Genomic DNA, 23,607 nt, shown 5'->3' with positions numbered 1-23,607 from the left:
AGGCATGATTGTCACGTCAAACTCTGGCGCGCCAGGCCTCGTAGCCGCGCGCGAGCATGTAGCTGACAAAGATCAATACGGCGAGAATGCCGTCCACAAGGGCGACCGCCTGCGCCTGCGCGTGCGAGAGCCCAACAACGAACGTGGCGACGATGACCATGCCCGCCTTGTGCAGGAAGGCCAGCTCCCACAAGCCGGGTACGCGGCGCGGATAAACAGCGAGCAGCAGAAACAATCCGGCAAAGACAAGGAAGCCGAGGCTGCGCCACGCTTCCGGAAGGGCCCTGTCCGGTTCGAAATGGCCGATCGAGGCGATCGATGATGCAAAGGCCACGATCGCGGCGACGCCGCAGAGCCCCATGATGACCGCCGCGACACGTTCAGCCCTGGTTCTCATGGCATGCTCCTTGAAGGTTTCCGCAAGATCGCTCCGTCTTCATTTCTACAGCGCGGAACCGTTTTGAACAGTAGCGCGGTTTTCCGACGTCGTTGCCCGGGGCCCTGCCGTTTACTGGAACTGATGGCCTTGCGACGCCGTTGCCTCAGGCGAATAGCTTCGCTTGCAAAAGGGGCCGCACATGACCGATCTCGAGCCTCGCCGGGGAACGCCTGATCCCATCTTGAGCGAAGAGGAGTTTCGCGCACGCTTTTTTCTGCAGTTTCAGGATCAGGCCTTTGACGCTCTGAAGGTCGAACTCGACCGGATCGCGGCGGCCGCGTGGGACGCCTATCATCAATATCGAAAGAGCCCACGGACACGAAAGGCGGGGCCGGGTTTTGCCGATCCCGATTTTGCACTTGCCAACGATTGGCTTCGCGCACGCGAGGCAATCATGGAGGCGCAACGGCGCCACGACGATCCGGCGAGCCCTTCACGCATTCTTCTGATCTGCGCCTCCACCCGCAGCGAGCACACGTGCCCGGGCGAAATGTCGAAAAGCTATCGTCTGGCGGAATTGGCGCATGACGTTCTTGCTGGCGACAGCATGGAGGTCGAGGTTCTCGAACTCAGCCGCCTCGCATCGGAATATGGCCGCCGCATCTACCCCTGCAAGGCTTGCTTCTCCACCTCCGCGGCGCTCTGCAACTGGCCTTGCTCCTGCTATCCCAATTACGCCTTGGGCCAGACGCAGGATTGGATGAACGAGATTTATCCGAAATGGGTTGAAGCCCACGGCATCATGATCGTCACGCCGGTGAACTGGTACTACGGGTCTTCATCATTGAAGCTGATGATAGACCGGCTGGTCTGTGCCGATGGCGGCAACCCGGACCCGACGCGCACACACGGCAAGAATGCAAAGCGCGCGAAGGAAATCGAGATGGAGGGATGGGACTACCCCCGGCATCTTGCGGGGCGATCTTTCGCGGTGGTGGCCCACGGCGATGCGGAGGGCGTGGAGAACGTTCGCCGCATCCTTTCCGACTGGCTTCGCTCCATGGAGCTTGTCTCTGCCGGACCGGTGGCGGAACTTGATCGCTATATTGGCTATTGGAAGCCCTATGCGACAAGCCACGCGGATCTCGATGCCGATATCGCGATACAGGAGGAAGTGCGCAATGCGGCCCGCGCCTTGCGGGAGGCTGTGATTGCGCAACGCGCGGGGAACTATCCCGCAATCGGGCATGACTTGAAGGCGCCCCGCGAGAAGTGAGCGCTGCTTCAATAAGCGCGGAAGCGGATTTCGGCAGGCCCGAAATCCGCTCCCTGTCATCTCAGGCAGTCCAAGACCTTATTAAGCGGCCTGCGGCAGCAGACCTTCGGCGGCGAGCGCCTCACGGACCTTCGGACGGGCGCTGACACGCTCGAGGAATGCCTTGATGTTAGCGAACGGCGTAATGTCGATGCCGAGGAAGTTGACCCAATTCACGACGGTGAAGAGATAGGCGTCGGCGACCGTGAACTGCGATCCCATCAGATAAGGTGTCTTCGCGAGAACCTCATCGAGATAGGCGAAGCGCTGTGCGAGCTTGTCCTTCGCGCCCTGCTTGGCTGCATCGGGAGTGGCCGGGTTCCACAAGGGAGAGAAACCCTTGTGAACTTCCGAGCTGATGAAGGTGAGCCATTCCTGCAGACGGTAGCGCGGCAAGGTGCCGTTCGCGGGAACGAGCTGTGCCGCCGGGCTGCTGTCGCCGAGGTACTGCACGAGGACACCCACTTCGGTCATCACGTCGCCATCGGGCAGCGACAGGGCAGGGACATAACCCTTTTTATTGACCGTCTTGAAGTCGACGCCCGATTCAGTCTTGCTCGTGGCGAGATCGACCTTTTCGAGGCTGATGGGAAGGTCCGCCTCGCGCGCGACGATGTGGACGGCGAGCGAGCAGGCGCCGGGAGCATAGTAGAGCTTCATGGAAAGTCTCCTTTGGATTGAGATCAGGCGGCGTGACGAAGGGATGAGGCGGAGCCGAAGGGCAGGGGACGGGACGGGCTCAGAGCATGAGCGCCGTCACCCAGAAGCGCCTGAGCGACCGACAGGACGATCAGGTAAAGGGGATATTCCCAACCGCCGCCATTGGCGCTGAACACCCAGCCGTTGCCGGCATGAACGCTGAACGCGCCGAGCAGGATCGGAATGAGTGCGAGGGCGACCCAGCGGCTCTGCACACCGAGGATGAGCAGGATGCCGCCGATCATTTCGGCAAAGAAGGTGAAGTAGGCAAGCCAGCCCGGCAGGCCGATGGACTGAAAGTACTGCGCCGTTCCGGCCAGCGTGAAGGTCATCAGCTTCAGCAGGACGCTGTGAGCGAGGTACATGACACCGAGGGACACCCGCAGAAGAAGGGCGGCATAAGCGGTGTTGGAAGGGGTCGTCGAAGGCACCGTGAAAACTCCATGCATGTGCATTGGTGTTTGGACTATAAATAGGCTTGCGTTCGAATGTCAAATTTGATGCAATTGCATATGAACTGAAGAAGGTTTGCCGAAATGCAAGAGCCCTCGGAATCTGTCGTCAAGGCATGGGCGCGCTTGATCCGTGCGGGGCGGGAGGTTGCTGCCAGCATCGAGAACGGTCTGAAGGAGGCAGGCTTTCCCCCTCTCTCCTGGTATGACGTATTGCTGGAGTTGCGCCGTGAGAAGGATGGCCGTGTCACGCCGCGCGAACTCGAAACACGCATCCTGTTCGAGCAATACAATCTTTCGCGCCTTCTCGACCGCATGGAAACGGAAGGGCTTGTCCGTCGCGTGCCCTATCCTGGCGACAAGCGTCGCCAGCTCATCGAGATCACGCCGGAGGGCCGTGCGCTGCAACAGCGAATGTGGAAATCCTACGGTGCCGCTATCGAGCGCTTTGTCGGCGCAAAACTTGCCGATGGGGAGGCCGAGCAATTGGGCACACTTTTGTCGAAGCTTATGGAGACACAGGATGTGGGGAATTGCGGCGGTTGCTCGTGACGTTGCCACTCCGCTGAGAAAGAAAAAAGCCCCGGATGGTTGCCGGGGCTTTTCGTTGCTTATTTTTGATCACGCTTGCGCTTTTCATCGACGCGGCGCTTGTTCTTCTTGCCGGGGCCGGAAAACTTCCCGCCTTTGTCGCCTTCCCCGCGACCCTCTCTGGGGGCCTCGCTTTTCGCTGCATCCTTGAAGCCGCCGCCCTTGAAGCCAGCGCCCTTGAAGCCCTCGCCTTTGCGCGGGCCACCCTTCGGCTTCCACTTCTTGCCTTCATGGGAGGCGCCTTTGGCGAACTCAGCCGGCTCGATGCGGATGTCCTCATCGTTGGCCTTGCGCACGGCGGCGGCGAAGCGCGGCGCGAAGGATTTGGCGATCTGGAACTTCGTCTCGCGGTCGTAGATCTTGATCGAGCCGACTTCCTTCTTCGTCACATGGCCGAGGCGGCAGATGATGGGCAAAAGCCAGCGCGGATCGGCATTGTGGTTGTGCCCGACGCCCATGCGGAACCAGACCATGTCTTCCGATCCGCCATGATCCGCCGCATCCGACGGGCCACGCCGCTCGCGCGGTCCGCCGCGTTCGCGCTCAGCCTGCCGCTCGCGCTTGTCCTTGCGGTTGCGCGGCTCACGCTCACGCTCGGTGCCCGCATCGAACATCTCTTCAGGCGCGGGAAGGCGCGCCCGGTGAAAGCGGACCAGAGCGGAGGCAATCTCTTCCGCCGAGCGCTCCGCGAGAAGCGCGCGCGCCATGACGAGATCGTCTTCCGACGGTTCCTCGACGACACTCAATTCCTTCAGCAACCGCTCCTGGTCACCCTTACGGATTTCGTCGGCGGAAGGCGGCCCGCCCCAGGTCACGTCGACGCCGGCGGAATCCACCAGGCGCTCGGCCTTGCGGCGGCGCGTATAGGGCACGAGCATCACGCAGACGCCCTTGCGGCCCGCGCGGCCGGTGCGCCCACTGCGGTGCAGGAGCGTCTCGTGATCGTTCGGCAGATCGGCGTGAACGACGAGGCCGAGATCGGGCAGGTCGATGCCGCGCGCGGCAACGTCGGTCGCCACGCAAACCCGCGCGCGTCCGTCGCGGAGCGATTGCAGTGCGTTGCTGCGCTCGTTCTGCGTCAGCTCGCCGGAAAGGGCGACCGCCGCAAAGCCACGTTCGATCAGGCTCGCCGTCAGGTGTCGCACCATCTCGCGCGTGGAGCAGAACACCATCGCGCCGCGCGCTTCAAAGAAGCGCAGCACGTTCACGACCGCATGTTCGATCTCGTTGGGAGCGATGCGAACCGCGCGATATTCGATATCGCCGTGCGGCTGGTTCTGCACCAGCGTGTCGATGCGCAGGGCGTCCTTTTGATAGCGCTTGGCAAGCGCCGCGATGTTACGCGGGATCGTCGCCGAGAACAGCAGCGTCCGCCGGTCTTCAGGCGTCGCATCGAGAATGAACTCGAGGTCCTCGCGAAAGCCGAGATCGAGCATCTCGTCCGCTTCGTCGAGAACGACGGCGCGCAATTTCGAGGTGTCGAGCCGGCCGCGCTCCAGATGGTCGCGCAGGCGACCCGGCGTGCCGACGACGATGTGGCATCCGTCGGCCAGTGCGCGCTGTTCGCGCCGCACGTCCATGCCGCCGACGCAGGATGCAACCCGCGCTCCGGCAGGGCCGTAGAGCCAGATCAGCTCGCGGTTGACCTGCAGGGCCAATTCGCGCGTCGGCGCGATGATGAGAGCCAAGGGTTCCCCCGGAGGCGGCAGCCTCTCCGCATCGCCAAGGAGCGTCGAGCCGAGGGCGAGCCCGTAGGCGACCGTCTTGCCCGAGCCGGTCTGAGCCGAGACGAGAAGATCCCGTTCCGCGGCATCGGCCTGAAGGATCGCGGCCTGAACTGGGGTGGGCTCTTTGTAGCCTTTGTCCGCGAGGGCGCGCTCAAGGCTGGGATTGGCTTTCGGAAAGGGCATCTCTGTCGCGGCTGGGCCGCTCCTCAAAGCGTGGCATCAAGCGGCCACGCCCAAATAAAAAGAGAGAGCGGATGCGCCGATAAGGTCAGCGCTGGTCCGCTCTGGCAATGGGATCGGTTTCGATGAGGATTCCGGCCCGGTCAGGCGTCATCGCCCATTTCGTCGATTTCGACAAGGAAAACGACGTCGATCCCGTCATCGCCGTCCTCGTCCTCTTCTTCCTCTTCCTCGAATTCCTCATCGCTATCGAGGATATCGTCGAAGGCTTCGATCTCATCTTCCAACGAGCGGCGGACCTTCAGGGCGGCGGAGCCGTCCCAGAGGGGCTTGTTCTCGCTCCTGAACGAGACGAGATCGTCCTTGAAACCCTCGCTCGTGAAGAGCTCCTGGGCTTGATCCTCATCGGCATTGGTCACGGCAATCGCCTTGCCGGCAATTTCGAGTGTGAACATGGCTTTTCCTTCCGGGCCTCGGCACCCAAAGCAATATAGTGTCGAGGGGGCCTTATAGCCTGCTTTGAGGAAAGACCAGACGCCTCGGCCCATAAATTGCGTTCGGTTTAGGGCCGGACCGGCAGAAAATTATGGAAAACCCTGGATTTTCGGCAACGCCCTCGTTTCCGATTTGCTGGTAGGGGCGCGATTTGGCCGCGATCTCTGCAGGATTCCGGCAAAGGCGGCGCTAAACCACGAAGAAGTTGTCGTGCGTCAGCTTGGCTTTGTTTTTCAGGATTGCGATCTGAACCGCCTTGGCGCCACCCGTGCCGTCCGCATCGTAGTACAAAGCGCGCTTGGCGCTGTTGTAGATGATGCGGTCACTCGCATCATGCGCGGTGGTGCCGATCCAGAAAGCGTCCTCGGACAAGGCTGTAGGGGCATTGAAGCTGCCACTTCGGCCAAGAGCCCTGAAGATGGCATTGTCGAGCCAAATCACATCACTCGCGACATCGAAGTCGGCGATAGTGTCGAGGCTGCTCTTCCCACGGTCGCTCGGGGCACTGTTGAAGACGAAGATGTCCGAGCCCCCTCCGCCGCGGAGCACATCCTTGCCCGCTCCGCCGAAAAGCTTGTCGCTGCCTGCGCCGCCGCTGAGCGTATCGGCGCCGAGGCCGCCTTTCAGCGTGTTGTCGGCGCTGTTGCCGATGAGCGAGTCGGAGCCGTTGCCGCCGATCGCGGTTTCGATGATGGTGTCGGGACCGATGGAAACAGTCTTGCGCGTGGTCGTGCCGTCACCGAAGGTGATCGTCTTGCTCAGCGTGCTGAACTTGCCGGGACGCAGATCGATGACGCAGCTCGCATTGCCGACATAGGTAATGGTGTCGTTGCCGCTCGCATCGTCGATGGTCTGCCAGTACTTCTGACTGGATTTGAACGTGTATTTCGTGTTCCCGGCGTTGGACTGGGGATTGCGCCCATAAAGATACTGGATGGCGACGAGGTCGAGATACATCGGCGTCGTGGGGTAGTAGTCGGCCGTGCCCATGTCACCGGGCTTCACTGAATAGCTCATCACGGTGTGGAGGTTGCTGTCATAGGCCTTTGACGCAACCGAGGCATTGTTGTCGCTCGACTCGAACGGATGCTTGAGCCCGAGAGCGTGGCCAATCTCATGGATGAGGGTCAGATAGTCATAGCTGCCGGGGGTTACATCTTCCTTGGCCGAATTCCAGTTGGGGCCCATCCAGACATCGCCCGAGGACGTCGAGGCGGATGGATAATAAGCGTAGGCATACGCATCGATTTTCATCTCGCTCACTTTGGTGAAGCGGATCTCGCCGACGGTGAAGGCGTCATCGGCAACGCGTGATAAACTGACGCCGGAGACATCGCCCCAGGCTTTCAGGGCTTGAGCGGCGCGGCTGGTTTCCGTCGAGCTGAAGGCGACCCAGTCGTCCCACTCGGAAAAGTAGGAATAGGGGGAGGAGTAATAAGCGCTCCCTTTCGGCACGCTCCAGGTGAGCGAAACGGCGGTAGCATCCTCGGACGAACCCCATTTGTAACCCTGAATCAGACTCTTCGCCGGCCCGAGAGAAGAAAGGCCAGGCGAGATCCGAACCACGCCAACGCTGTTCACAAAAGGGGTCGCCATGGACCAGTTACTCCGACTGCGCTTCACCGGACGGCGAGGGGCGGCAAGGGTGGCAAGAGAACGACACTATAATGCCAAGTATAATGTTGTGATATAACTCAATAGTGCTCTGTGCTGCAGAACACAAAAAAGGCCGGCCCCGAAGGGCCGGCCAGTGTTTTCCCAGAGGACGGGGAAAAGCAATTACCAACCCGTCAGGACCGCGCCCTTGAACTTCTCCTCGACGAACTTCTTCACCTCGGGAGAGTGATAGGACTCGACGAGAACCTTAACCCAGGGCTTGTCCTTGTCCTCGGCGCGCACGGCGATGATGTTGACGTAAGGACCCTTCGGGTTCTCGCGGGTCAGCGCATCCTTCACCGGGTCGAGACCGGCCTGGGTGGCGTAGTTGGTGTTGATGACGGCGGCGTCCACGTCATCGAGAACGCGCGGCGCCTGGGCGGCGTCGATCTCGACGAACTTCAGCTTCTTGGCGTTCTCGGTGATGTCGAGCACGGTCGGCTTGAAGCCGACGCCGTCCTTCAGCTTGATGAGGCCCTTATCCTGCAGCAGCAGCAGCGCGCGGCCACCATTGGTCGGATCGTTCGGGATCGCGAAAGTCGCGCCAGCCGGGATCGCGTCGAAGGCCTTGTGCTTCTTCGAGTAGATGCCGATCGGGAAGTTCACGGTGAAGGCGACGGTCTCGATCTTGTAGCCGCGATCGGCCTTCTGGTTGTCGAGGTAGGGCTGATGCTGGAACGAGTTCGCTTCCAGCTCACCGGAGGCGAGGGCCGCGTTCGGCACCACGTAGTCGGAGAACTCGACGATCTTGATGTCGAGGCCCTTCTGCGCGGCGATGGGCTTCACGGCTTCGAGGATCTGTGCATGCGGGCCGGGGGTCGCGCCGATGCGGATGGTCTGCGTCTGCGCGGCGGCGGGGAGGGCTGCCAGGGAGAGAAGGGCGGCAAGGCCCAGCTTCTTCAGGGACATCGAATTGCTCCTTGAGTGATGTCTTTGATTCAGGCGTGACGGATGCGTTTGTTGAGGCGGCGCGCGAGCCGGTCGCCGAGGCTTTGCACGGCTTGCACGAGAATGATGAGAACGACCACGACGGCGAGCATCATCTCGGGCATGAAGCGTTGATAGCCGTAGCGGATTCCAAGATCGCCAAGGCCGCCGCCGCCGACCGCGCCGACCATCGCCGAGTAACCGATGAGCGACACGGCGGCGAGGGTGAGGCCGAGCACGATGCCGGGCAGCGCTTCGGGGATGAGAACTTTCAGAACGATCTGCAGCGGGCTCGCTCCAAAGGCGCGCGCGGCCTCGATGAGGCCTTGATCGACCTCGCGGATCGCGCCTTCGATGAGGCGGGCGATGAACGGCGTTGCCGCCACCGTCAGCGGCACGATGGCCGCGTTGGTGCCGATGGACGTGCCGGCGATCAGGCGCGTGAACGGGATGATCGCGACAACGAGGATGATGAAGGGCGTTGAGCGCGCGGCATTGACGATGACGCCGAGAACGCTGTTCACCCACGGCGCAGCGAAGAGTTCGCCTTTTCCGCTGGTGGCGAGAAACACGCCGAGAGGCAACCCGAAAAGCGTGCCGAGCACGCCGGAGATCGCGACCATCAGAAGCGTTTCGCCGGTGGCGGCAAGAATGAGGCGAATGATCTCAGGAGACATGGCCGAGAACCTCCGTATCGAGATCGTGCTTGTTCAGAAAATCGAGGGTCTTCGTCAGCGACGCCTGCGGTACGCCGACGACGAGCGTGCCGCAGGGGCGGCCTGCGATCTCATCCACGCTGCCCGCGAGAATGTTGGTTTCGATATTGAGATCGCGCGCAAGACGCGCGAGCACCGGGTCCGTCGCATGCGGCCCGCGAAAGCCGATGCGGATCACCGCCTGGCTGCCGGGAGACGCTTCGGCGCGAAGCCGCTCAGCGACATAAGGGGGAAGCGCGCGGCCGGTTTCATCCGCGAGGAAGGTGCGCGTCACCTCATGCTGCGGACGCGTGAACACGTCGAACACGTCGCCCTGCTCGACGATGCGGCCGCCATCGATCACCGCCACTTCGCGCGCGATGGATCGGATCACCGCCATCTCGTGCGTGATGAGAAGAATGGTCAGGCCGAGCTCCGCGTTGATGCGTGAGAGAAGATCGAGGATCGAGCGCGTCGTTTCCGGATCAAGCGCAGAGGTCGCCTCATCAGAGAGGAGCACTTTCGGCTTCGTCGCGAGCGCGCGCGCGATGCCGACGCGCTGCTTCTGGCCGCCGGACAATTCGGACGGATAACGGTCGCGCTTGTCGGCGAGGCCGACGAGGGCGAGCAACTCATCGACACGCGCGCGGATCGCGGCCTTGTCGTAGCCCGCGACCTCGAGCGGCAGGGCGACATTCTCGGCTGCCGTGCGCGAGGACAAGAGATTGAAGTGTTGGAAGATCATGCCGATGGAGCGGCGCGCGTGCCGCAGCGCGCTCTCCGGCAGGGCCGCGATGTCGGCGCCGTCCACAATCACGCGGCCCGAGGTCGGCTTCTCCAGCCCGTTGACGAGGCGGATCAGCGTCGACTTGCCAGCGCCGGAGCGGCCGATGACCCCGAGAACCGAGCCCTGCGGCACGGCGAGGTTAATGCCGTCCAGAGCCGGAACGGGTGTGCCGTCGCGGCTCGCATAGGCCTTCGAAACGCCCTCCAGCCGCACGATGGCTTCCGCTGGAACCAACCGTTGCAACCCAGGATCGCTCAAATTTCCGAGCTGTGCGTTCATACTCCGCCGCTTTCCTTTCGCAGACGCGAAGAAATGGACAAAAACGTTCTCTATGTCAATATTTTTCGTTCTTTAAATCGGATTGCGCGTTTTTAAGAACGATTTTCCCTTAAACTTCCGTAAGAGAGGAAATTGTCCTCAATCTTGCCACGAGGCTGTCGCCTGCCTCTCTGAAGCCTGTGGTTTGGCGCCGCTCCGAGAGGAAAACGGATTCCCACCCCTCAAGGTCATGCTCTAAACAGGCACAGCAACGTCTTTTCCCAAGGGGTGCCACTTCCATGTTCCTGGCCAGCCTCATCTCGGCAATCGCCGGCTTCGGCCTTCTTGCCCTGCGCCTTGGCGGCGCATCGTTCTCGATCCTGTTGCCGGTGGCGATGCTGGGGCTTGCCCTGGCGCTGTTCCTGTCACGGGGCATGGCGAAATACTTGCGGGTGTTCCTCCTGGTGCTTGCGGGCGCGGAGGTGCTGCTCGCCCTGCTCATTCTCGCCGATACGTTCGGCGTCGTGCCGGAGGGGCTGGATGGTTATGTTCCGCCCGCTTCCATGCCGGTCGGCGCGACGATCTTCGCCTTCGTCATTTTCGGCGTGTCCCGCATCAAAGTGATCCGCACCATCATGCGGATCGCCGACCGCTATTTCGACTCCACGACGGCGAGCGAGATCCGCATTCCGTTGATCGGAACCGTGCGCGCCACGGAAGGCACCATCGGCTGCGCGCTGCTTGCGTTTCTCATCGTCATCAATCTGTTCCAGGTCGCTCTGAACGTGCGCCTCAACTTCTTCGGGCGCGATATGTTCAATGCGCTGCAGGAGAAGAATGCTGGCGCGTTCTGGTATCAGCTCTTCGGCGTGTTCGTGCCGCTCGCGAGCGTGTTCATCACCACGGCTCTCGTCGAGGTCGTCTCGCAATATGTGCTGCGCATCCGCTGGCGTACATTTCTCAACGGCCTCTATGTCCGCGAGTGGTTGAGCGGCGGCACGCATTACCGCATGCAGCTCGTCGGGCGTGAGGCGGATAACCCCGATCAGCGCATCGCGGACGACCTGCGCGGCTATATCGATCAGACCTATACCTTGTCGGTCGGGCTTTTGAATCAATCGGCGACGCTCGTCTCGTTCATCGCCATTCTCTGGTCCCTGTCCAGCGGCTTCACTTTTCCTGGTACTGATTGGCCGGTGCCGGGCCTGCTCGTGTGGGTGTGCATTCTCTATGCGGTTCTCGGAACATGGCTCACGCATGTCATCGGCCGTCCGCTCATTGCTCTCTACTTCCAGCAGGAGAGGGTGGAGGCCGATTATCGCTTCTCGCTCGCGCGCCTGCGTGAATATACGGAGCAGGTCGCTCTTCTCGACGGCGAGCGTGCGGAGCAGGAGGCGTTGCGCAACCGCTTCAACATGATCGTGCGCAACTTCATGCAGATCGTGCGGCGTGTCATGCGGCTGAACATCTTTCAGTCGGCCTATGGGCAGGCCAATGTGGTGGTTCCCTATATTCTGACCGCGCCTTACTTCTTCATCGGCAAGATCACGCTCGGCCAGATGCAGCAGACGGTCGGCGCGTTCTCGAGTGTGCAGGGCGCGCTCGATTTCTTCATCACGTCGTATTCCACCATCGCGAACTATAAGGCCGTGATCGACCGTCTCACCACGTTCGAGGCGGCGCTCCAGGCGGTGCAGCATCGTGGGGTTGCGGGCGAGCACGTTGCACTCGAAACCTCGCCGAACGGCGATCTCGGTGTGGAGAAGCTGGAAGTGTCGCTGCCGGATGGGCGGCCGCTCATGCGCGCTGACAAGGTCGCATTCCGGCAGGGCGAGACGACGCTGCTGACCGGGCCGTCGGGCTCGGGCAAGTCCACGTTGTTCCGCGCCATCTCCGGCATCTGGCCCTTCGGCCACGGGCGCATTCTCGTGCCCGAGGGGCAGACGATGATGCTGTTGCCGCAGCGGCCCTACATCCCGATGGGCTCGTTGCGCGCCGCCGTGGCCTATCCCGGTACAGCCGATGCCTATAGCGATGCCGCCATCAAGGAAGCGCTCAAGGCGGCGAAGCTTCCGGCGCTGGTCGACAGGCTGGATGAGGAGCGCTCCTGGGCGCAGAGTCTGTCGCTCGGCGAGCAGCAACGCCTCGCCGTGGCACGCGCCCTTCTCGCCAAGCCCGACTGGCTACTCCTCGACGAGGCGACGGCGGCGCTCGATGAGCCGACGGAAGCCGAGATCTACAACATGCTGAAGGAGCGTCTGCCGCGCACGACAATCGTCTCCATCGGCCACCGTTCGACGCTGACGGCCTTCCATGACCGGCGCATCGACATGCAGCCGATGGCGGATGGGCTCTTCGCTCCCGTGGAAAAGCGCGCGCCTGAACTGGCGTGACGCACGCTGACGGTTCGATCAACAGCCAACAAAAAAAGGGACGCCGGCTGGCGTCCCTTTTTCGTTCAAACTCGGGAGCCTCAGAGCATCCGCTCGAAGCGCAACTCGCCGGATTGGGTCTGGATCACCAGGGTTGCCCCCTGGATGTCCCACTGGCCGGAGGAGCGCAGGGCGACGAAGAAGGCGTGCTCGCTCTCCATCAGCCCCTTGTCGCAGGACTTCTTGGTGATGGCGAGAGGGCCGACGGCCAGGTTTTGCTCGCGCAGCGGGTAGGCCGTCGCGGCGTAGGTGTTGCAGCCGCCGAAGCCACGGGCGCGCAATTGATCGTCAAGGCTGAAGCTCGGCCGGTCGCCCGTGAAGGTCTTGCCGTTCAGGCTGGTCGCGAGCCAGGAGGAGCCGAGCGGGAAAATCTTGGCCCTCTGTCCGGGCCTTGAAACCTTGTTTTCGAGCTGGCGTGCCGGGCCAGCCTCGCGGCCGATCGGGGCCTGCTGGGCAAAAGCCGCCGGAGTCACAGCCAGGGTGGCAAGGAGCGCGGTCAGTCGAAGCGCGTTCATCAGGAACCTCATCGTCGAAAAGCGTCGGGACCATAAGGGGATGCGCGCCCGGAGGCAACGCCCCACGGCATCCCGGCCAGATCCGATGTTTCAATATTCAACCTGAAGGCAGGATGAAAAGCTGTGTTCAAGAGCACTCTCAGGCGCGTGCCAGGCAGCGCAGGAGCTTCTCGGACAGGGCGTTGGTGCTCCGGAACAGGTAGTCGAAGGTGCTCACCGAGATGTCCTGTGCATCGAGCGCCTGCAGCCCGGCGACGACCTCGAACACCGTTCCGGCCTTGCAGTGCACAACCACTTCGCGTCCCTGCGGCAGGCCGTAGGGCAGGCTCGCGCCAAGATTTTGCATGAGCGCGCTGAGGCCGGAAACCTGATTGGGGTGAAGCGAGGCACGGACCTCACGGCTCGTGCGGGCCTCTTCCTCGGCGGCGATCCGGGTCAGTACCGCCGTCGCGGCGGCGCGGGCGCGGTCCGTCCAGGGAGCCTTGAGGGAGGCGACGAGGTTCGCCTCCGAGCGCAGCATCACGCCATCGTCCAAAATCTTCAGGGCGTTGGCGGCGAGCGTCGTGCCGGTGGTGGTGATATCGACGATCAGCTCCGCCGATCCGGCCCCCGGCGCGCCTTCGGTCGCGCCAAGGCTCTCGACGATCAGGTAATCGGCGATGCCGTGATTGGCGAAGAAGCGGCGGGTCAGGTTCACGTATTTCGTGGCGACGCGCATCTTGCGGCCGTGGCGGGCGCGAAGGTCTGCAGCGACCTCGTCGAGATCGGCCATCGTGCGCACGTCGATCCAGGCCTGCGGCACGGCAACGACCACGTTTGCGTTGCCGAAGCCGAGGGGCGTCAGAAGCTCGACGGTGCTGTCCGCATCCGCGATCTGCTCGCGAACCAGGTCCTCGCCGGTGATGCCGAGATGCACCGTGCCGCTCGCCAACTGACTGACGATCTCGGAGGCCGAAAGGAAGGCGACCTCCACATCCGGCACGCCCGCGAGGGTGCCGCGATAATCGCGCGCCCCGCGCGACTGCGTGAAGACAAGGCCCGCACGGGCGAAGAACGCGGCGGCGTTCTCCTGCAGGCGGCCCTTGGAGGGGACGGCGAGAATGAGGGGAGCGGTCATGTCAGGGTCTCCCCGCGATACGATCGAGCCAGAAGGAACAGCCCACGGCGGGAATCGCCTCCGCTGCGCCGAGGTGCTGGAGCAGCCGGTCGTAGCGGCCACCACCGACGACGGGCTTGCCGTCCTCCCGGCGCGGGTCCTGGATCTCGAAGATGAAGCCTGTGTAGTAGTCGAGGTTGCGGGCGAAGGTCGCCGCGAAGTGGAAACGGCTCACGTCGAGCCCGCGCGCCGCCATGAAGCCGGTACGCTCCTCGAAGGCGGCGAGGGCGGCGGAAAGATCGAGCCCCGCCTGATCGGCAAGGGCGCGGATGGCAGCTGCCGCCTGGTCCGGATCGCCCTTGATGGCGAGATAGCGCTCAAGCACGCCGCGCGCCTCTTCCGACAGGCCAGAGCGGTTTCCGGCACGGGCGAGGAAGCGTTCGGCGATTTCGCCGGCGCTGCGCCCGCCGACCTTGGCGATGCCCGCAATCGAGAGAATGTCTTCCACGAAGGCCTTGGCCGCCTGCGGGGCCTGCCCCTCGATGGCTGCGAGAAGGCCCGCATATTCCGTCTGCGCCTGTCCCTCGGGCTCGCTCAAGGAGCCGAGCCCCTGGCCCGAGACGATGGCGCGGATCACCCGCCGCTTGGCCGCGGGCGAGACGCCGAGGGCGTCAATGAGATCGTTCAGGAGCCCCATGTCGCCCAGGCGGACCTTGCTGCCGGCGAGGCCTAACTGGTCGATGCCCTCCAGCGCGAGGCCGAGCACTTCGGCATCGGCGGCGGTGGCGTCGGTACGCCCGATGGACTCGATGCCGGCCTGCATGAACTCGCCGGTCTCACCGGGGCGCATGCGGAAAACCGGGCCGCCATAGCTGTAGCCGCGCGGGGTCGCGCCATGTTCGGCAAGATGCTGAAGACAAACGGGGATCGTGTATTCCGGGCGCAGGCAAAGCTCGTGGCCCGCCGCGTCCTGCGTCACGAACATGCGCCGTCGGATATCCTCCCCCGAAAGATCGATGAAGGTATTGGCCGGTTGCAGCACGGGCGGCTCGATGCGCGCATAACCCTCGCGCTCGAATAGCGCGATCAGCGCGATTGTGGCTTCGGTCTCCGTCACTGGCTTCGCCCTTCGTCCGGCAAATGGCGCCGTCTTGCTCTTATGGCGAGGGCCCTCGAGCCTTCGCCGGCCACTGCTCTAGCAATGCAGGGCGCGGAAGGCGACCGTTTTCAGTTGAAAAAGTGAACGTCAGGACTCGCCTGGGTCGTCCGCCCCCACGGGCGACAGGACCGGCGCCGCAGGGGCGGGCGCGGGCAGGCCGGAGGCCCAGGCCAGGGCGGCCTCCCGCTCGTTCTTGCCGAAGACACGGATTTCGACGTGAGGGATGAGATGGCTTTCCAGCCGCACGATGGCCCGCAGCCATTCCTTGTCGGTCATGACGGCGGCGCGGTGAAAGCGCCCCCACTCGCCGAGCTTGCTCAGGCCGTAGCGGAGATCCTTCACGAAGGCTTCCGCCGTCATGTCGGTGAAATCCATCATGTCCGCGTAAAGGCCGATCCGCGCCTCGCGATCCAGCGCGCTTTCCACCATGCCGGTCGCCCGGTCGATGTCGTCTCCGGTGATCGTTCCGGAGACGCGAAGGGCGACGACGTGAGCGGCTGAAGGCAACTGGTCGATCATGGGATGCCTATGCCGGGGCCGGACGTGCCGTGAAGCGACGTCTTCTTCGAGGTCTTGCGCTTGCTGTGGTTGGAGGCGAGGTGGGCGTATTGCGGGCTTGAAGTCCCTTGGGCCCTGCGTGCGGGCGCTTCGGCACCTTCCTCATTCTCGCCCATGAGGGCAGTGGGCAGGAGATGGCGCGCGGCATCCGCCACGACACTGGCGACAGCGCCCGACGCTGTCTTGGCCGCCTTGCCTCCCGCTTTGGCGCCCTTCTTCGCCCCCTTCTTGCCCGCCTTCTTGGTGCGGCTCGCGTGGGTGAGGGCTGCCGCCGCTGCGGCCGCCGCCGCGATGAGGGCATCGGCGAGGATCTCGCGGCCGAGGTCGGATTTCAGCAAGTCCTTGACCGGGGCGAAGTTGCGCAGGGGCTTGGGCAACTTCGAGGCCTTCAGCCCCTTGCCGGTTGTGGCCTTGTCGGCCTTCTTAGCCTTGCTGGGGGCCTTTTTCGTCTTCGCCTTCGCCATGGTCGTCTCCTGATGGTCAAGCTTCAGGGACAACCCGCTGGGCGCTGAAAGGGTTCCAGCTTGTCGAGCCAGCTAAGCGAAATGTCGCGCCAGAACGTCCTTCACGGCATCGACGAGCTTGTCTTCCGTCACCGAGAACTGGGCGGGGCGGGCGGCCTTCCACTCGGCGTTGGAGGCGATGGCCTCCGCCGCCTTGGCGCCCTCGATCAGGTCCTTGATCTCCACCTCGCCGCGCTCGCGCTCGTTGGAGCCTTGAATGATGACGCAGGGGCTCTGGCGCTTGTCGGCGTATTTCATCTGCGCCTTCATGCCGGAGGAGCCGAGGTAAAGCTCGGCCCGGATGCCCGCCTTGCGAAGCGTGGAGACCATGCGCTGGTAGGCGGCGATCTGGTCCTTGTCCATGACGAGAACCACCACCGGGCCGGGCTTGTCATTTCCGGAAACGATGGGGCTCTTCACCATCTGAAGCGCGGAGAGCAGGCGCGACACGCCGATGGAGAAGCCGGTCGCGGGCACGGGCTCGGGGCGGAAGCGGCCCACAAGGCCATCATAGCGCCCGCCGCCGCCGACCGAGCCGAAGCGCACGGGGCGTCCGTCCTCGTCCTGCACCTGGAAGGTCAGGTCCGCCTCGTAGACGGGGCCGGTGTAGTATTCGAGGCCGCGCACGACGGAAGGGTCGATCATCACGCGGGCTTCATAGCCAGCTTCCGCGATAAGGGCGGCGATTTCGGCGAGCTCGTTCGCGCCTTCCTCGCCCCGCGCCGAGCCCCTGACGACCTGACGGAGATTGGCGATGGTGTCGGCGTTGGTGTCGCCCTTCGCTTCCGTGAAGGCGAGGACGCGCGCGATGTCGGCGGGCTCGAGCCCCGCGCCTTTCGTGAAGTCGCCGCTCTCGTCCTTGCGGCCAGGGCCGAGGAGGAGCTTCACGCCCTCGGGGCCGAGACGGTCCAGCTTGTCGATGGCGCGCAGCACCACGAGGCGTTGGCCCGCATGCTCCTCACCGCCGAGGCCGATGGCTTCGAGAACGCCGTCGAGGACCTTGCGGTTGTTGATCTTGATGACGAACTGGCCGGAGAGCCCGAGATTGTCGAGCGTGTCCGCCGCCATCATGCAGATCTCCGCATCCGCCGCGACGGAGGCCGCGCCGACCGTGTCGGCGTCGAACTGCATGAACTGGCGGAAACGGCCCGGTCCCGGCTTTTCGTTGCGGAAAACCCAGCCGGCGCGATAGCTGCGATAAGGCTTCGGCAGGGCGTCGAAGTTCTCGGCGACATAGCGCGCCAGCGGCGCGGTCAGGTCGTAGCGCAGCGAGAGCCACTGCTCGTCATCGTCCTGAAACGAGAACACGCCCTCGTTCGGGCGGTCCTGATCGGGCAGGAACTTGCCCAGCGCGTCGGTGTACTCGACGAAGGAGGTCTCGACCCCCTCGAAGCCGTAAAGCTCATAAGTCTCGCGGATCTTGGCGAGCATCTTCTCGGTCGCGGCGAGATCGGCAGGACCGCGATCGGCGAAGCCGCGCGGCGCGCGAGCCTTGATTTTGTCGGCTTTGGACATGGGGCAGGACGTATCGGTTTGTAAGAAAACGTGTCGCGTCCTAACCCGCGATGGTTGGCAGGGCAAGGGTTGTTGCTATTTTCGCAACACCACCCGTCATCCCGGACGAAGCGCAGCGCAGATCCGGGATCGTTCTCAGGATACATCACCGTCATCCCCGCGGCGGCGGGGCTCCTCCCACACTCTCCGCGTTTTTGGATTCCCGCCTATGCGGGAATGACAGTGGAGGTTCAATCGCTGCTTCTTGCTTGCGATCCCGGATCGGCTGGGCCGTCCGGGATGACGCGCGTGTCATCGAGAGCCTTAGGCCACCGCCCTGATCGTCTTGCCGAGCTTGTCGACGATTTCGCCGATCTGCTCCTCGGTGATGACGAGGGGCGGGGAGAGGGCGATGGTGTCGCCGGTGATGCGCATCATCAGGCCGAACTCGTTGAAGGCCCGGTCCATCGCCTCATAAGCGCGGCGGCCGATGCCCTCCGGCCTCGAGGCGAGGTCGATGGCGCCGACGAGGCCGATGGTGCGGATGTCGAGCACGTTCGGCAGGCCTTTGAGCGAATGGATCGCGTCCGCCCAGATGTTCTCGAGCGACTTCGCGCGCTCGAAGAGCTTCTCGTCGCGGTAGATGTCCTGCGCCGCAAGAGCCGCCGCGCAGGCGAGGGGGTGGCCGGAATAGGTATAGCCGTGGAACAGCTCGATGGCGTTCTCCGGCCCCTTCATGAAGGCGTCGTAGATACCCTTGCGGACGAGCACGCCGCCCATCGGCACAGTGCCGGAATTCACACCCTTGGCGAAGGTGATCATGTCCGGGATCACGCCGTAGCGCTCGGCGGCGAAGGCGGTGCCGAGGCGGCCGAAGCCGGAAATGACCTCGTCGAAAATCAGGAGCAGGCCGTATTTGTCGCAGATCTCGCGCAGGCGCTGGAGATAGCCCTTGGGCGGCGGCAGAACGCCCGTCGAGCCCGCCATCGGCTCCACGATCACGGCGGCGATGGTCGAGGCGTCGTGCAGGGCGACGATGCGCTCCAGCTCGTCGGCGAGGTGCGCGCCCCATTCGGGCTCCCCGCGCGAAAAGGCCTGCTCGGCGCGGTTATAGGTGTGCGGCAGGTGGTCGACGCCGGCGAGCAGCGAGCCGAAGAACTTGCGGTTGGAGACGATGCCGCCCACCGAAATGCCGCCAAAGCCCACGCCATGATAGCCGCGCTCGCGGCCAATCAGGCGCGTGCGGCTGCCCTGGCCCGTGACGTTCCAATAGGCGAGCGCGATCTTCAGCGCCGTATCGACAGCCTCCGAGCCGGAATTGCAGAAGAACACATGGTCAAGATCGCCGGGGGCGAGCTGGGCGATCCGCGAGGCGAGGGCGAAGCCGCCCGCATGGCCGAACTGGAAAGCCGGGGAATAATCGAGCTCGGCAGCCTGGGCCTGAATGGCGGCGGTGATTTCGTCGCGGTTGTGGCCCGCATTGCAGCACCAGAGGCCGGCCGCGCCATCGATCACCTGCCGCCCGTCCGGGGTGTGGTAGTACATGCCCTTGGCGCCCGAGACCATGCGGGGGCTTGCCTTGAAGGAGCGGTTGGCGGTGAACGGCAGCCACCAGGCCTCCAGATCGTTGGGCGCGAGGAGGTCGTTGGCGGCTTTCGGGCTTGCAGTCATGATGATCGATGTCCTGGAATGGTTCGGGCGGGCTCGAGGTGCCACCTTGAGCGGCACGTTAACAGGGGCAATGCGGCGGCAAAAGGGTCTCGAACGACGCTCTGGCCTTCGCTTGGTTCAGGGCCGTTTTTGTTGACTTGAGGCGCGCAAGCGCCTACCCGCCGGAGCCGAACCATTGCGAGAGACCATGTCCGCGTTTCAAGATCTCATTCTCGTCGAAGGCATCCAGCCCTTTTCCGGGCGCTACGATCTCATCCTGTGCGATGTCTGGGGCGTTCTGCACAACGGCGTTGCGGCCTATACGGCCGCGGGCGATGCGTTGACGCGGTTTCGCGCCAACGGCGGACGGGTCGTGCTGGTCTCCAATGCGCCGCGCCCCGGCGCATCGGTTGGCGCGCAGCTTGACGGTTTCGGCGTGCCGCACTCTGCATATGACGCCATCGTCACCTCGGGCGATCTGACGCGGCTCGCCATCGAGGCGCGGGTGGATCAGGTGGTGCACCATATCGGCCCTGCCCGCGATATGCCGATGTATCAGGGGCTCGACACGCGCTTCGGCACTATTGCGGAAGCCGAGTATGTCGTCTGCTCCGGCTTCGAGAACGACGAGCTTGAAACCGTCGAGACCTATCGCGAGCGGCTCGAGGCGATGAAGGCGCGCGATCTTCTGATGATCTGCGCCAACCCCGATCTCATCGTGGAGCGTGGCAACACAATCGTTCCTTGCGCGGGTGCGCTCGGCGTCGCGTATGAGGCGATCGGCGGCAAAGTCTATTACGCGGGCAAGCCGCACGAGCCGATCTATGAACGCGCGCTGGCCGTCGCTGCGGAATTGCGTGGGAGCGTCATCGCGAAGGAGCGGGTGCTCGCCGTGGGCGACGCCATCCGCACGGACATTGCGGGAGCTTCCGGTTTCGGTATCGACTCCCTTCTCATCGCGCGCGGCATTCACGCGGCGGAGCTTGGCCTTCATCACGGGCCACTCGTCTCGCAGCATGTGCAGGACTGGATTGATCGTCAGCCGGTCAAGCCGCTCGCCGTGACCGACGCGCTTGCCTGGGCCGCTTGACCCTCAGGCCGACATTCGACAGGGTCGCGCCCGGAAAAACATCCTGATCCCATGCCCGCAACCGTTCCTCCAAAGGCTGCCTTCATCGTCTGCCGCGACGGCGATGCCGTGCCGCCGGCATTGACGGGAGCTGTTGCCGCCATCGGCAATTTCGATGGGGTTCATCGCGGGCACCGCTCGCTGATCGAGCGCACGATGCAGGGGGATCGTCCGAGCGCGGTGGTGACGTTCGAGCCGCATCCGCGCCTGTTCTTCCAGCCGGACAAGCCGCATTTCTGTCTCACACCCGAGCCGGTGAAGCTCGCGATCCTGCAGCGCATCGGGCTCGACGGTGTCTTCATCCGTCGTTTCGACCGTGCGCTCGCCTCGCTCTCAGCGGCGAATTTCGTCGATCTCCTGGCGAACGAACTGAAGCTCTCGGGCGTCGTCGTCGGGCATGATTTTCATTTCGGGCGAGGGCGCGAAGGCAATCCCACGGTCATGGCCGAGCTTTGCCGCGAACGCGGGCTCGACTGCATCGTCATGCCCGCCATCGGCGAGGGTGGAGAGCCTGTCTCTTCGAGCGCCATCCGCACCGCCCTTGAACAGGGTGACGTGGAAAAGGCCAACCGGCTTCTGGGCTATCGCTGGTTCGTGCGCGCGGAAGTGCGCCACGGAGACAAACGGGGCCGCGATCTCGGTTACCCCACAGCCAACATGCGCCTTCCCGACAATTGCGGCTTGCGCCACGGCATCTACGCGGTACGCGCGGCGACGGCGAAAGGCGTCTTCGACGGCGTCGCCAGCTTCGGGCGGCGCCCGACATTCGACAACGGCGCGCCGCTTCTCGAAACCTTCCTGTTTGATTTCAGCGGCGATCTTTACGGCCAGATCCTCGACGTGGAGTTCCTCGGCTTTCTGCGTGGTGAGGAGAAGTTCGAGAGCATCGAAGCGTTGATCGTGCAGATGGATCGTGACTCGGTTGAAGCAAAACGGATCATCGCCGCTGACGAGACGCCGTCGATGATCGGATAACATCGTTATTCCGATTTAAGCTCTCGGGTTCCGCTTTCACGGCCTAGTGAAACTTCTCCTTCAAAGCCTGCGCTGCAGCCGCATAGCCGCCCATAGCGCCATCCACGAAATGGATGTGGTCGCTGCGCGTGGCTGAAGGGACGAAGCAGGTCATGAGCGCTGTGGCCTGCCGGTGCAGGCCAAATCGGACAATGCCTTGCCGCTCCGCTTTTGTAAGCAGATCCTCAAGCCGGTCCGCGAGGCGCGGCGTGCAATCGAGCGTCATGCGCAGGCCGTCGTCGAATTTGCGAAAGTCCGTGTTGTCGACAAGCTGGCGGCGATAGCGGGCCGGATCGAACGCGCCGATTTTCACCCCGAGTTTGAAGACCGCCATTGAAGCGAAAATCCGCAACAACAGCAGAGCCCGTCCAATGAAGGACGACGCGCCTTGTGTCTTTGCCTCGATCTCGAAACCGACTGGAGGCCAGCGGAAGGCGGGGATGTGTGAGGGATAGGGCCGCGCGGCCTCCGCGCCGTTCTCGGCCAGGGCCAGCACATCCTCGATCGTCCGCTCGAATGCCGCCTCGTCTTTGGTGGCGGGAACAACGATGACGGACAGAATGACACCGCGTTGAGCCCTGATCTCATCGAACCGGCAAGACAGGCCCGTGAGATCCGGCCGCGCGCCATGCGGCCCCGGCGGGACGGCGAAGGCGCCGGCCTTCATTTTCCGTTCGGCCAGGGCGAGGCCGCCACCGGTGAACATGGCGTAGGACACATCCGGTGAGGCGGCGAACCGCGCGACGCGAATGTCGGCCCCCTCGGATCGCAGGGCCGCGACGGTTACGAGGGCGACCCGCAAGTCGAGCCCGAAATCGTCCCGCACCCAGGCGGCGATCCTGGCGAGGATCTCGCGGGCGAGCCCGGCTTTCTCCGGGGGCAGGGCGAAGCTTGCGCCGTCACCCCCGAAGACAAAGGGAAAGTCGCTGTCCTTCAGGGCATTGGCGACAGCCACGATGACGGCGGCGGCAGCGGTGTTGACCACCTTGTAGCGCCCCGCCGCGATAGCCTCGGTCGAGCGTACGATATCGGACAGCCCGATCACCCAATCGTCAGGCAGGGGCGCATAAATGGAGGGATCGGTCAGCCGCGCGAAACGGTCGAAGACGGGAAGAGCGCCATAAAACCCGGTGCCTCCTGCCTTCGCTCTCGTGATTGTCGCCGCGGTCATGAAACCGTTCCGGCGCTTCAGGTCGCGGGCTTGCCTTCCGGCGCGCCCCGGCCGAGCAGATCGGGCAGGGGATCGCCCTCGGCGATGAAGCGCATGGAGGCGGAATTCATGCAGTAGCGTTCGCCGGTCGGCGGCGGGCCGTCATTGAAGACGTGGCCGAGATGCCCCTCGCAGCGGGCGCAGCGGATCTCGGTGCGGGTCATGCCGTAGCTGGTGTCGCGCACGAAGGCGATGTGGGCGCGGTCGATGGGGTCGAAAAAGCTCGGCCAGCCGGTGCCGGATTCGAACTTGGCTCCGGAACGGAAGAACGGCAGGCCGCAGAGCCGGCAGACATAGGTGCCGACCTCCTTGGCCGCGTTGAAAACGCCGCAAAAGGGCTGCTCCGTGCCGTGGTCGAGCAGAATCCGGCGCTCCTCGTCGTCAAGGTCGGCGACCAGGTGCTGGAATTGCTCGCGGGTCGGCGGGGTGAGGTCGAACCCGGCCTGGGAGCGGTGTCCTGTGAGGGAAGGGGAGGAGGTCATGGTGCTCTCGTTCAAGCTGATCCGCGAATTTCAAGCCTCATCGTCGGGTGGGATCGGGGCTTTTTCAAGGGGCGTTTCTTCCTCCGGCGGCGCTTTATTCTCGCTCTCGACGCTGCTAAAAGGCTCGCCATGCTCATGGATTTTCAGGCATTGCGCGGGTTTGCCGCCCGCATTTCGCGAATTATCGGCCCGGCCCTCGCCTGA

23 protein-coding genes are annotated in these 23,607 nt (G+C 63.7%); 5 read left to right on the top strand and 18 right to left on the bottom strand.

From position 1 onward, the window contains the following. Positions 1–16: 16 nt before the first annotated feature. The gene (locus DQW91_RS11050; protein WP_112663706.1) at positions 17–397 is read right to left on the bottom strand and encodes a hypothetical protein; all 381 of its coding nucleotides are present in this window, start codon (positions 395–397) and stop codon (positions 17–19) included. Between the two features lie 181 nt (positions 398–578). Here DQW91_RS11050 and DQW91_RS11045 point away from each other — a divergent pair, with 181 nt between their 5' ends. Then, a complete protein-coding gene (locus DQW91_RS11045; protein ID WP_112663705.1) occupies positions 579–1,655 on the top strand; it encodes a flavodoxin family protein in 1,077 nt (358 codons plus the stop codon). A gap of 81 nt (positions 1,656–1,736) precedes the next feature. On the opposite strand, the gene gstA is transcribed toward DQW91_RS11045, so the two are convergent. Then, on the bottom strand, positions 1,737–2,354 hold the full coding sequence (gene gstA, locus DQW91_RS11040; RefSeq protein WP_112663704.1) for a glutathione transferase GstA: 618 nt from the start codon (positions 2,352–2,354) through the stop codon (positions 1,737–1,739). Between the two features lie 23 nt (positions 2,355–2,377). Further along, complete coding sequence (locus tag DQW91_RS11035; RefSeq protein ID WP_198411848.1) at positions 2,378–2,842, bottom strand: DoxX family protein; 465 nt, start codon at positions 2,840–2,842, stop codon at positions 2,378–2,380. Between the two features lie 87 nt (positions 2,843–2,929). Between DQW91_RS11035 and DQW91_RS11030 the strand changes: the two genes are divergently transcribed. Further along, a complete protein-coding gene (locus tag DQW91_RS11030; RefSeq protein ID WP_112663702.1) occupies positions 2,930–3,397 on the top strand; it encodes a MarR family winged helix-turn-helix transcriptional regulator in 468 nt (155 codons plus the stop codon). Positions 3,398–3,456: 59 nt separating this feature from the next. Here the strand turns inward: DQW91_RS11030 and DQW91_RS11025 are convergent, their stop codons facing one another. From DQW91_RS11025 to DQW91_RS11000, 6 genes are all read right to left on the bottom strand, one after another. Then, complete coding sequence (locus tag DQW91_RS11025) at positions 3,457–5,346, bottom strand: DEAD/DEAH box helicase (RefSeq protein ID WP_112663701.1); 1,890 nt, start codon at positions 5,344–5,346, stop codon at positions 3,457–3,459. A 140-nt stretch (positions 5,347–5,486) separates the two neighbouring features. Continuing rightward, positions 5,487–5,798 (bottom strand): hypothetical protein, encoded by a 312-nt coding sequence (locus tag DQW91_RS11020; RefSeq protein ID WP_112663700.1) that lies wholly within the window; start codon positions 5,796–5,798, stop codon positions 5,487–5,489. Between the two features lie 229 nt (positions 5,799–6,027). Continuing rightward, the gene (locus tag DQW91_RS11015) at positions 6,028–7,434 is read right to left on the bottom strand and encodes a M10 family metallopeptidase (RefSeq protein WP_112663699.1); all 1,407 of its coding nucleotides are present in this window, start codon (positions 7,432–7,434) and stop codon (positions 6,028–6,030) included. Between the two features lie 183 nt (positions 7,435–7,617). After that, positions 7,618–8,403 carry a MetQ/NlpA family ABC transporter substrate-binding protein gene (locus tag DQW91_RS11010; protein ID WP_112663698.1) on the bottom strand — a complete coding sequence of 262 codons (786 nt, stop codon included), beginning with the start codon at positions 8,401–8,403 and terminating at the stop codon, positions 7,618–7,620. A 29-nt stretch (positions 8,404–8,432) separates the two neighbouring features. Beyond that, positions 8,433–9,098 carry a methionine ABC transporter permease gene (locus tag DQW91_RS11005; RefSeq protein WP_112663697.1) on the bottom strand — a complete coding sequence of 222 codons (666 nt, stop codon included), beginning with the start codon at positions 9,096–9,098 and terminating at the stop codon, positions 8,433–8,435. Then, positions 9,088–10,182 (bottom strand): methionine ABC transporter ATP-binding protein, encoded by a 1,095-nt coding sequence (locus DQW91_RS11000; RefSeq protein ID WP_112663696.1) that lies wholly within the window; start codon positions 10,180–10,182, stop codon positions 9,088–9,090. Before DQW91_RS11000 ends, DQW91_RS11005 begins: the two co-directional genes overlap by 11 nt. A 278-nt stretch (positions 10,183–10,460) precedes the next feature. On the opposite strand from DQW91_RS11000, the gene DQW91_RS10995 reads away from it, so the two are divergent. Beyond that, on the top strand, positions 10,461–12,554 hold the full coding sequence (locus tag DQW91_RS10995) for an ABC transporter ATP-binding protein/permease (protein WP_112663695.1): 2,094 nt from the start codon (positions 10,461–10,463) through the stop codon (positions 12,552–12,554). A gap of 80 nt (positions 12,555–12,634) precedes the next feature. Here DQW91_RS10995 and DQW91_RS10990 read toward each other — a convergent pair whose 3' ends face one another. The 7 genes from DQW91_RS10990 to aptA form a co-directional block, all read right to left on the bottom strand. Further along, on the bottom strand, positions 12,635–13,108 hold the full coding sequence (locus DQW91_RS10990) for an META domain-containing protein (RefSeq protein WP_245410989.1): 474 nt from the start codon (positions 13,106–13,108) through the stop codon (positions 12,635–12,637). A gap of 139 nt (positions 13,109–13,247) precedes the next feature. Further along, entirely contained in the window at positions 13,248–14,225 is a 978-nt protein-coding gene (gene hisG / locus DQW91_RS10985; protein WP_112663693.1) for an ATP phosphoribosyltransferase, read from the bottom strand. 1 nt (position 14,226) lies between these two features. Next, positions 14,227–15,321: an ATP phosphoribosyltransferase regulatory subunit gene (locus DQW91_RS10980; protein WP_112663692.1), complete on the bottom strand. Its 1,095-nt coding sequence runs from the start codon at positions 15,319–15,321 to the stop codon at positions 14,227–14,229. Positions 15,322–15,450: 129 nt separating this feature from the next. Then, positions 15,451–15,882 (bottom strand): SpoIIAA family protein, encoded by a 432-nt coding sequence (locus tag DQW91_RS10975; protein WP_112663691.1) that lies wholly within the window; start codon positions 15,880–15,882, stop codon positions 15,451–15,453. Further along, complete coding sequence (locus DQW91_RS10970) at positions 15,879–16,385, bottom strand: hypothetical protein (protein WP_157961423.1); 507 nt, start codon at positions 16,383–16,385, stop codon at positions 15,879–15,881. Before DQW91_RS10970 ends, DQW91_RS10975 begins: the two co-directional genes overlap by 4 nt. 72 nt (positions 16,386–16,457) lie before the next feature. After that, on the bottom strand, positions 16,458–17,939 hold the full coding sequence (gene hisS, locus DQW91_RS10965) for a histidine--tRNA ligase (protein ID WP_112663689.1): 1,482 nt from the start codon (positions 17,937–17,939) through the stop codon (positions 16,458–16,460). Positions 17,940–18,242: 303 nt separating this feature from the next. Further along, positions 18,243–19,589: an omega-aminotransferase AptA gene (gene aptA, locus DQW91_RS10960; RefSeq protein WP_112663688.1), complete on the bottom strand. Its 1,347-nt coding sequence runs from the start codon at positions 19,587–19,589 to the stop codon at positions 18,243–18,245. A 187-nt stretch (positions 19,590–19,776) separates the two neighbouring features. Between aptA and DQW91_RS10955 the strand changes: the two genes are divergently transcribed. Together DQW91_RS10955 and DQW91_RS10950 are read left to right on the top strand one after the other, a co-directional pair. Beyond that, positions 19,777–20,658 carry a TIGR01459 family HAD-type hydrolase gene (locus DQW91_RS10955; protein WP_112663687.1) on the top strand — a complete coding sequence of 294 codons (882 nt, stop codon included), beginning with the start codon at positions 19,777–19,779 and terminating at the stop codon, positions 20,656–20,658. A gap of 51 nt (positions 20,659–20,709) precedes the next feature. Further along, positions 20,710–21,672 carry a bifunctional riboflavin kinase/FAD synthetase gene (locus DQW91_RS10950; RefSeq protein WP_112663686.1) on the top strand — a complete coding sequence of 321 codons (963 nt, stop codon included), beginning with the start codon at positions 20,710–20,712 and terminating at the stop codon, positions 21,670–21,672. A 43-nt stretch (positions 21,673–21,715) separates the two neighbouring features. Here the strand turns inward: DQW91_RS10950 and DQW91_RS10945 are convergent, their stop codons facing one another. Both DQW91_RS10945 and msrB read right to left on the bottom strand, forming a co-directional pair. Next, a complete protein-coding gene (locus tag DQW91_RS10945; protein WP_112663685.1) occupies positions 21,716–22,882 on the bottom strand; it encodes a DUF3095 domain-containing protein in 1,167 nt (388 codons plus the stop codon). Positions 22,883–22,899: 17 nt separating this feature from the next. After that, positions 22,900–23,403: a peptide-methionine (R)-S-oxide reductase MsrB gene (msrB, locus tag DQW91_RS10940; RefSeq protein ID WP_112663684.1), complete on the bottom strand. Its 504-nt coding sequence runs from the start codon at positions 23,401–23,403 to the stop codon at positions 22,900–22,902. Positions 23,404–23,607 lie beyond the last annotated feature (204 nt).

This window comes from Microvirga flavescens (assembly GCF_003290125.1).
Lineage (GTDB): Bacteria > Pseudomonadota > Alphaproteobacteria > Rhizobiales > Beijerinckiaceae > Microvirga > Microvirga flavescens.
This window is presented reverse-complemented; position numbering and strand designations above follow the sequence as displayed.

What these genes read in the sequence shown, in the direction of transcription:
- DQW91_RS11045 (WP_112663705.1), top strand. Translation starts at nt 579, where the DNA reads ATGACCGATCTCGAGCCTCGCCGGGGAACGCCTGATCCCATCTTGAGC.
- DQW91_RS10990 (WP_245410989.1), bottom strand. Translation starts at nt 13,108, where the DNA reads ATGAACGCGCTTCGACTGACCGCGCTCCTTGCCACCCTGGCTGTGACT.
- DQW91_RS10945 (WP_112663685.1), bottom strand. Translation starts at nt 22,882, where the DNA reads ATGACCGCGGCGACAATCACGAGAGCGAAGGCAGGAGGCACCGGGTTT.
- DQW91_RS10975 (WP_112663691.1), bottom strand. Translation starts at nt 15,882, where the DNA reads ATGATCGACCAGTTGCCTTCAGCCGCTCACGTCGTCGCCCTTCGCGTC.
- DQW91_RS11010 (WP_112663698.1), bottom strand. Translation starts at nt 8,403, where the DNA reads ATGTCCCTGAAGAAGCTGGGCCTTGCCGCCCTTCTCTCCCTGGCAGCC.
- DQW91_RS11000 (WP_112663696.1), bottom strand. Translation starts at nt 10,182, where the DNA reads ATGAACGCACAGCTCGGAAATTTGAGCGATCCTGGGTTGCAACGGTTG.
- DQW91_RS11030 (WP_112663702.1), top strand. Translation starts at nt 2,930, where the DNA reads ATGCAAGAGCCCTCGGAATCTGTCGTCAAGGCATGGGCGCGCTTGATC.
- DQW91_RS11050 (WP_112663706.1), bottom strand. Translation starts at nt 397, where the DNA reads ATGAGAACCAGGGCTGAACGTGTCGCGGCGGTCATCATGGGGCTCTGC.
- msrB (WP_112663684.1), bottom strand. Translation starts at nt 23,403, where the DNA reads ATGACCTCCTCCCCTTCCCTCACAGGACACCGCTCCCAGGCCGGGTTC.
- hisG (WP_112663693.1), bottom strand. Translation starts at nt 14,225, where the DNA reads ATGACCGCTCCCCTCATTCTCGCCGTCCCCTCCAAGGGCCGCCTGCAG.
- aptA (WP_112663688.1), bottom strand. Translation starts at nt 19,589, where the DNA reads ATGACTGCAAGCCCGAAAGCCGCCAACGACCTCCTCGCGCCCAACGAT.
- DQW91_RS10955 (WP_112663687.1), top strand. Translation starts at nt 19,777, where the DNA reads ATGTCCGCGTTTCAAGATCTCATTCTCGTCGAAGGCATCCAGCCCTTT.
- DQW91_RS11005 (WP_112663697.1), bottom strand. Translation starts at nt 9,098, where the DNA reads ATGTCTCCTGAGATCATTCGCCTCATTCTTGCCGCCACCGGCGAAACG.
- DQW91_RS11020 (WP_112663700.1), bottom strand. Translation starts at nt 5,798, where the DNA reads ATGTTCACACTCGAAATTGCCGGCAAGGCGATTGCCGTGACCAATGCC.
- DQW91_RS11025 (WP_112663701.1), bottom strand. Translation starts at nt 5,346, where the DNA reads ATGCCCTTTCCGAAAGCCAATCCCAGCCTTGAGCGCGCCCTCGCGGAC.
- DQW91_RS11015 (WP_112663699.1), bottom strand. Translation starts at nt 7,434, where the DNA reads ATGGCGACCCCTTTTGTGAACAGCGTTGGCGTGGTTCGGATCTCGCCT.
- DQW91_RS10995 (WP_112663695.1), top strand. Translation starts at nt 10,461, where the DNA reads ATGTTCCTGGCCAGCCTCATCTCGGCAATCGCCGGCTTCGGCCTTCTT.
- DQW91_RS10950 (WP_112663686.1), top strand. Translation starts at nt 20,710, where the DNA reads ATGCCCGCAACCGTTCCTCCAAAGGCTGCCTTCATCGTCTGCCGCGAC.
- DQW91_RS11035 (WP_198411848.1), bottom strand. Translation starts at nt 2,842, where the DNA reads ATGCATGGAGTTTTCACGGTGCCTTCGACGACCCCTTCCAACACCGCT.
- DQW91_RS10970 (WP_157961423.1), bottom strand. Translation starts at nt 16,385, where the DNA reads ATGGCGAAGGCGAAGACGAAAAAGGCCCCCAGCAAGGCTAAGAAGGCC.
- gstA (WP_112663704.1), bottom strand. Translation starts at nt 2,354, where the DNA reads ATGAAGCTCTACTATGCTCCCGGCGCCTGCTCGCTCGCCGTCCACATC.
- hisS (WP_112663689.1), bottom strand. Translation starts at nt 17,939, where the DNA reads ATGTCCAAAGCCGACAAAATCAAGGCTCGCGCGCCGCGCGGCTTCGCC.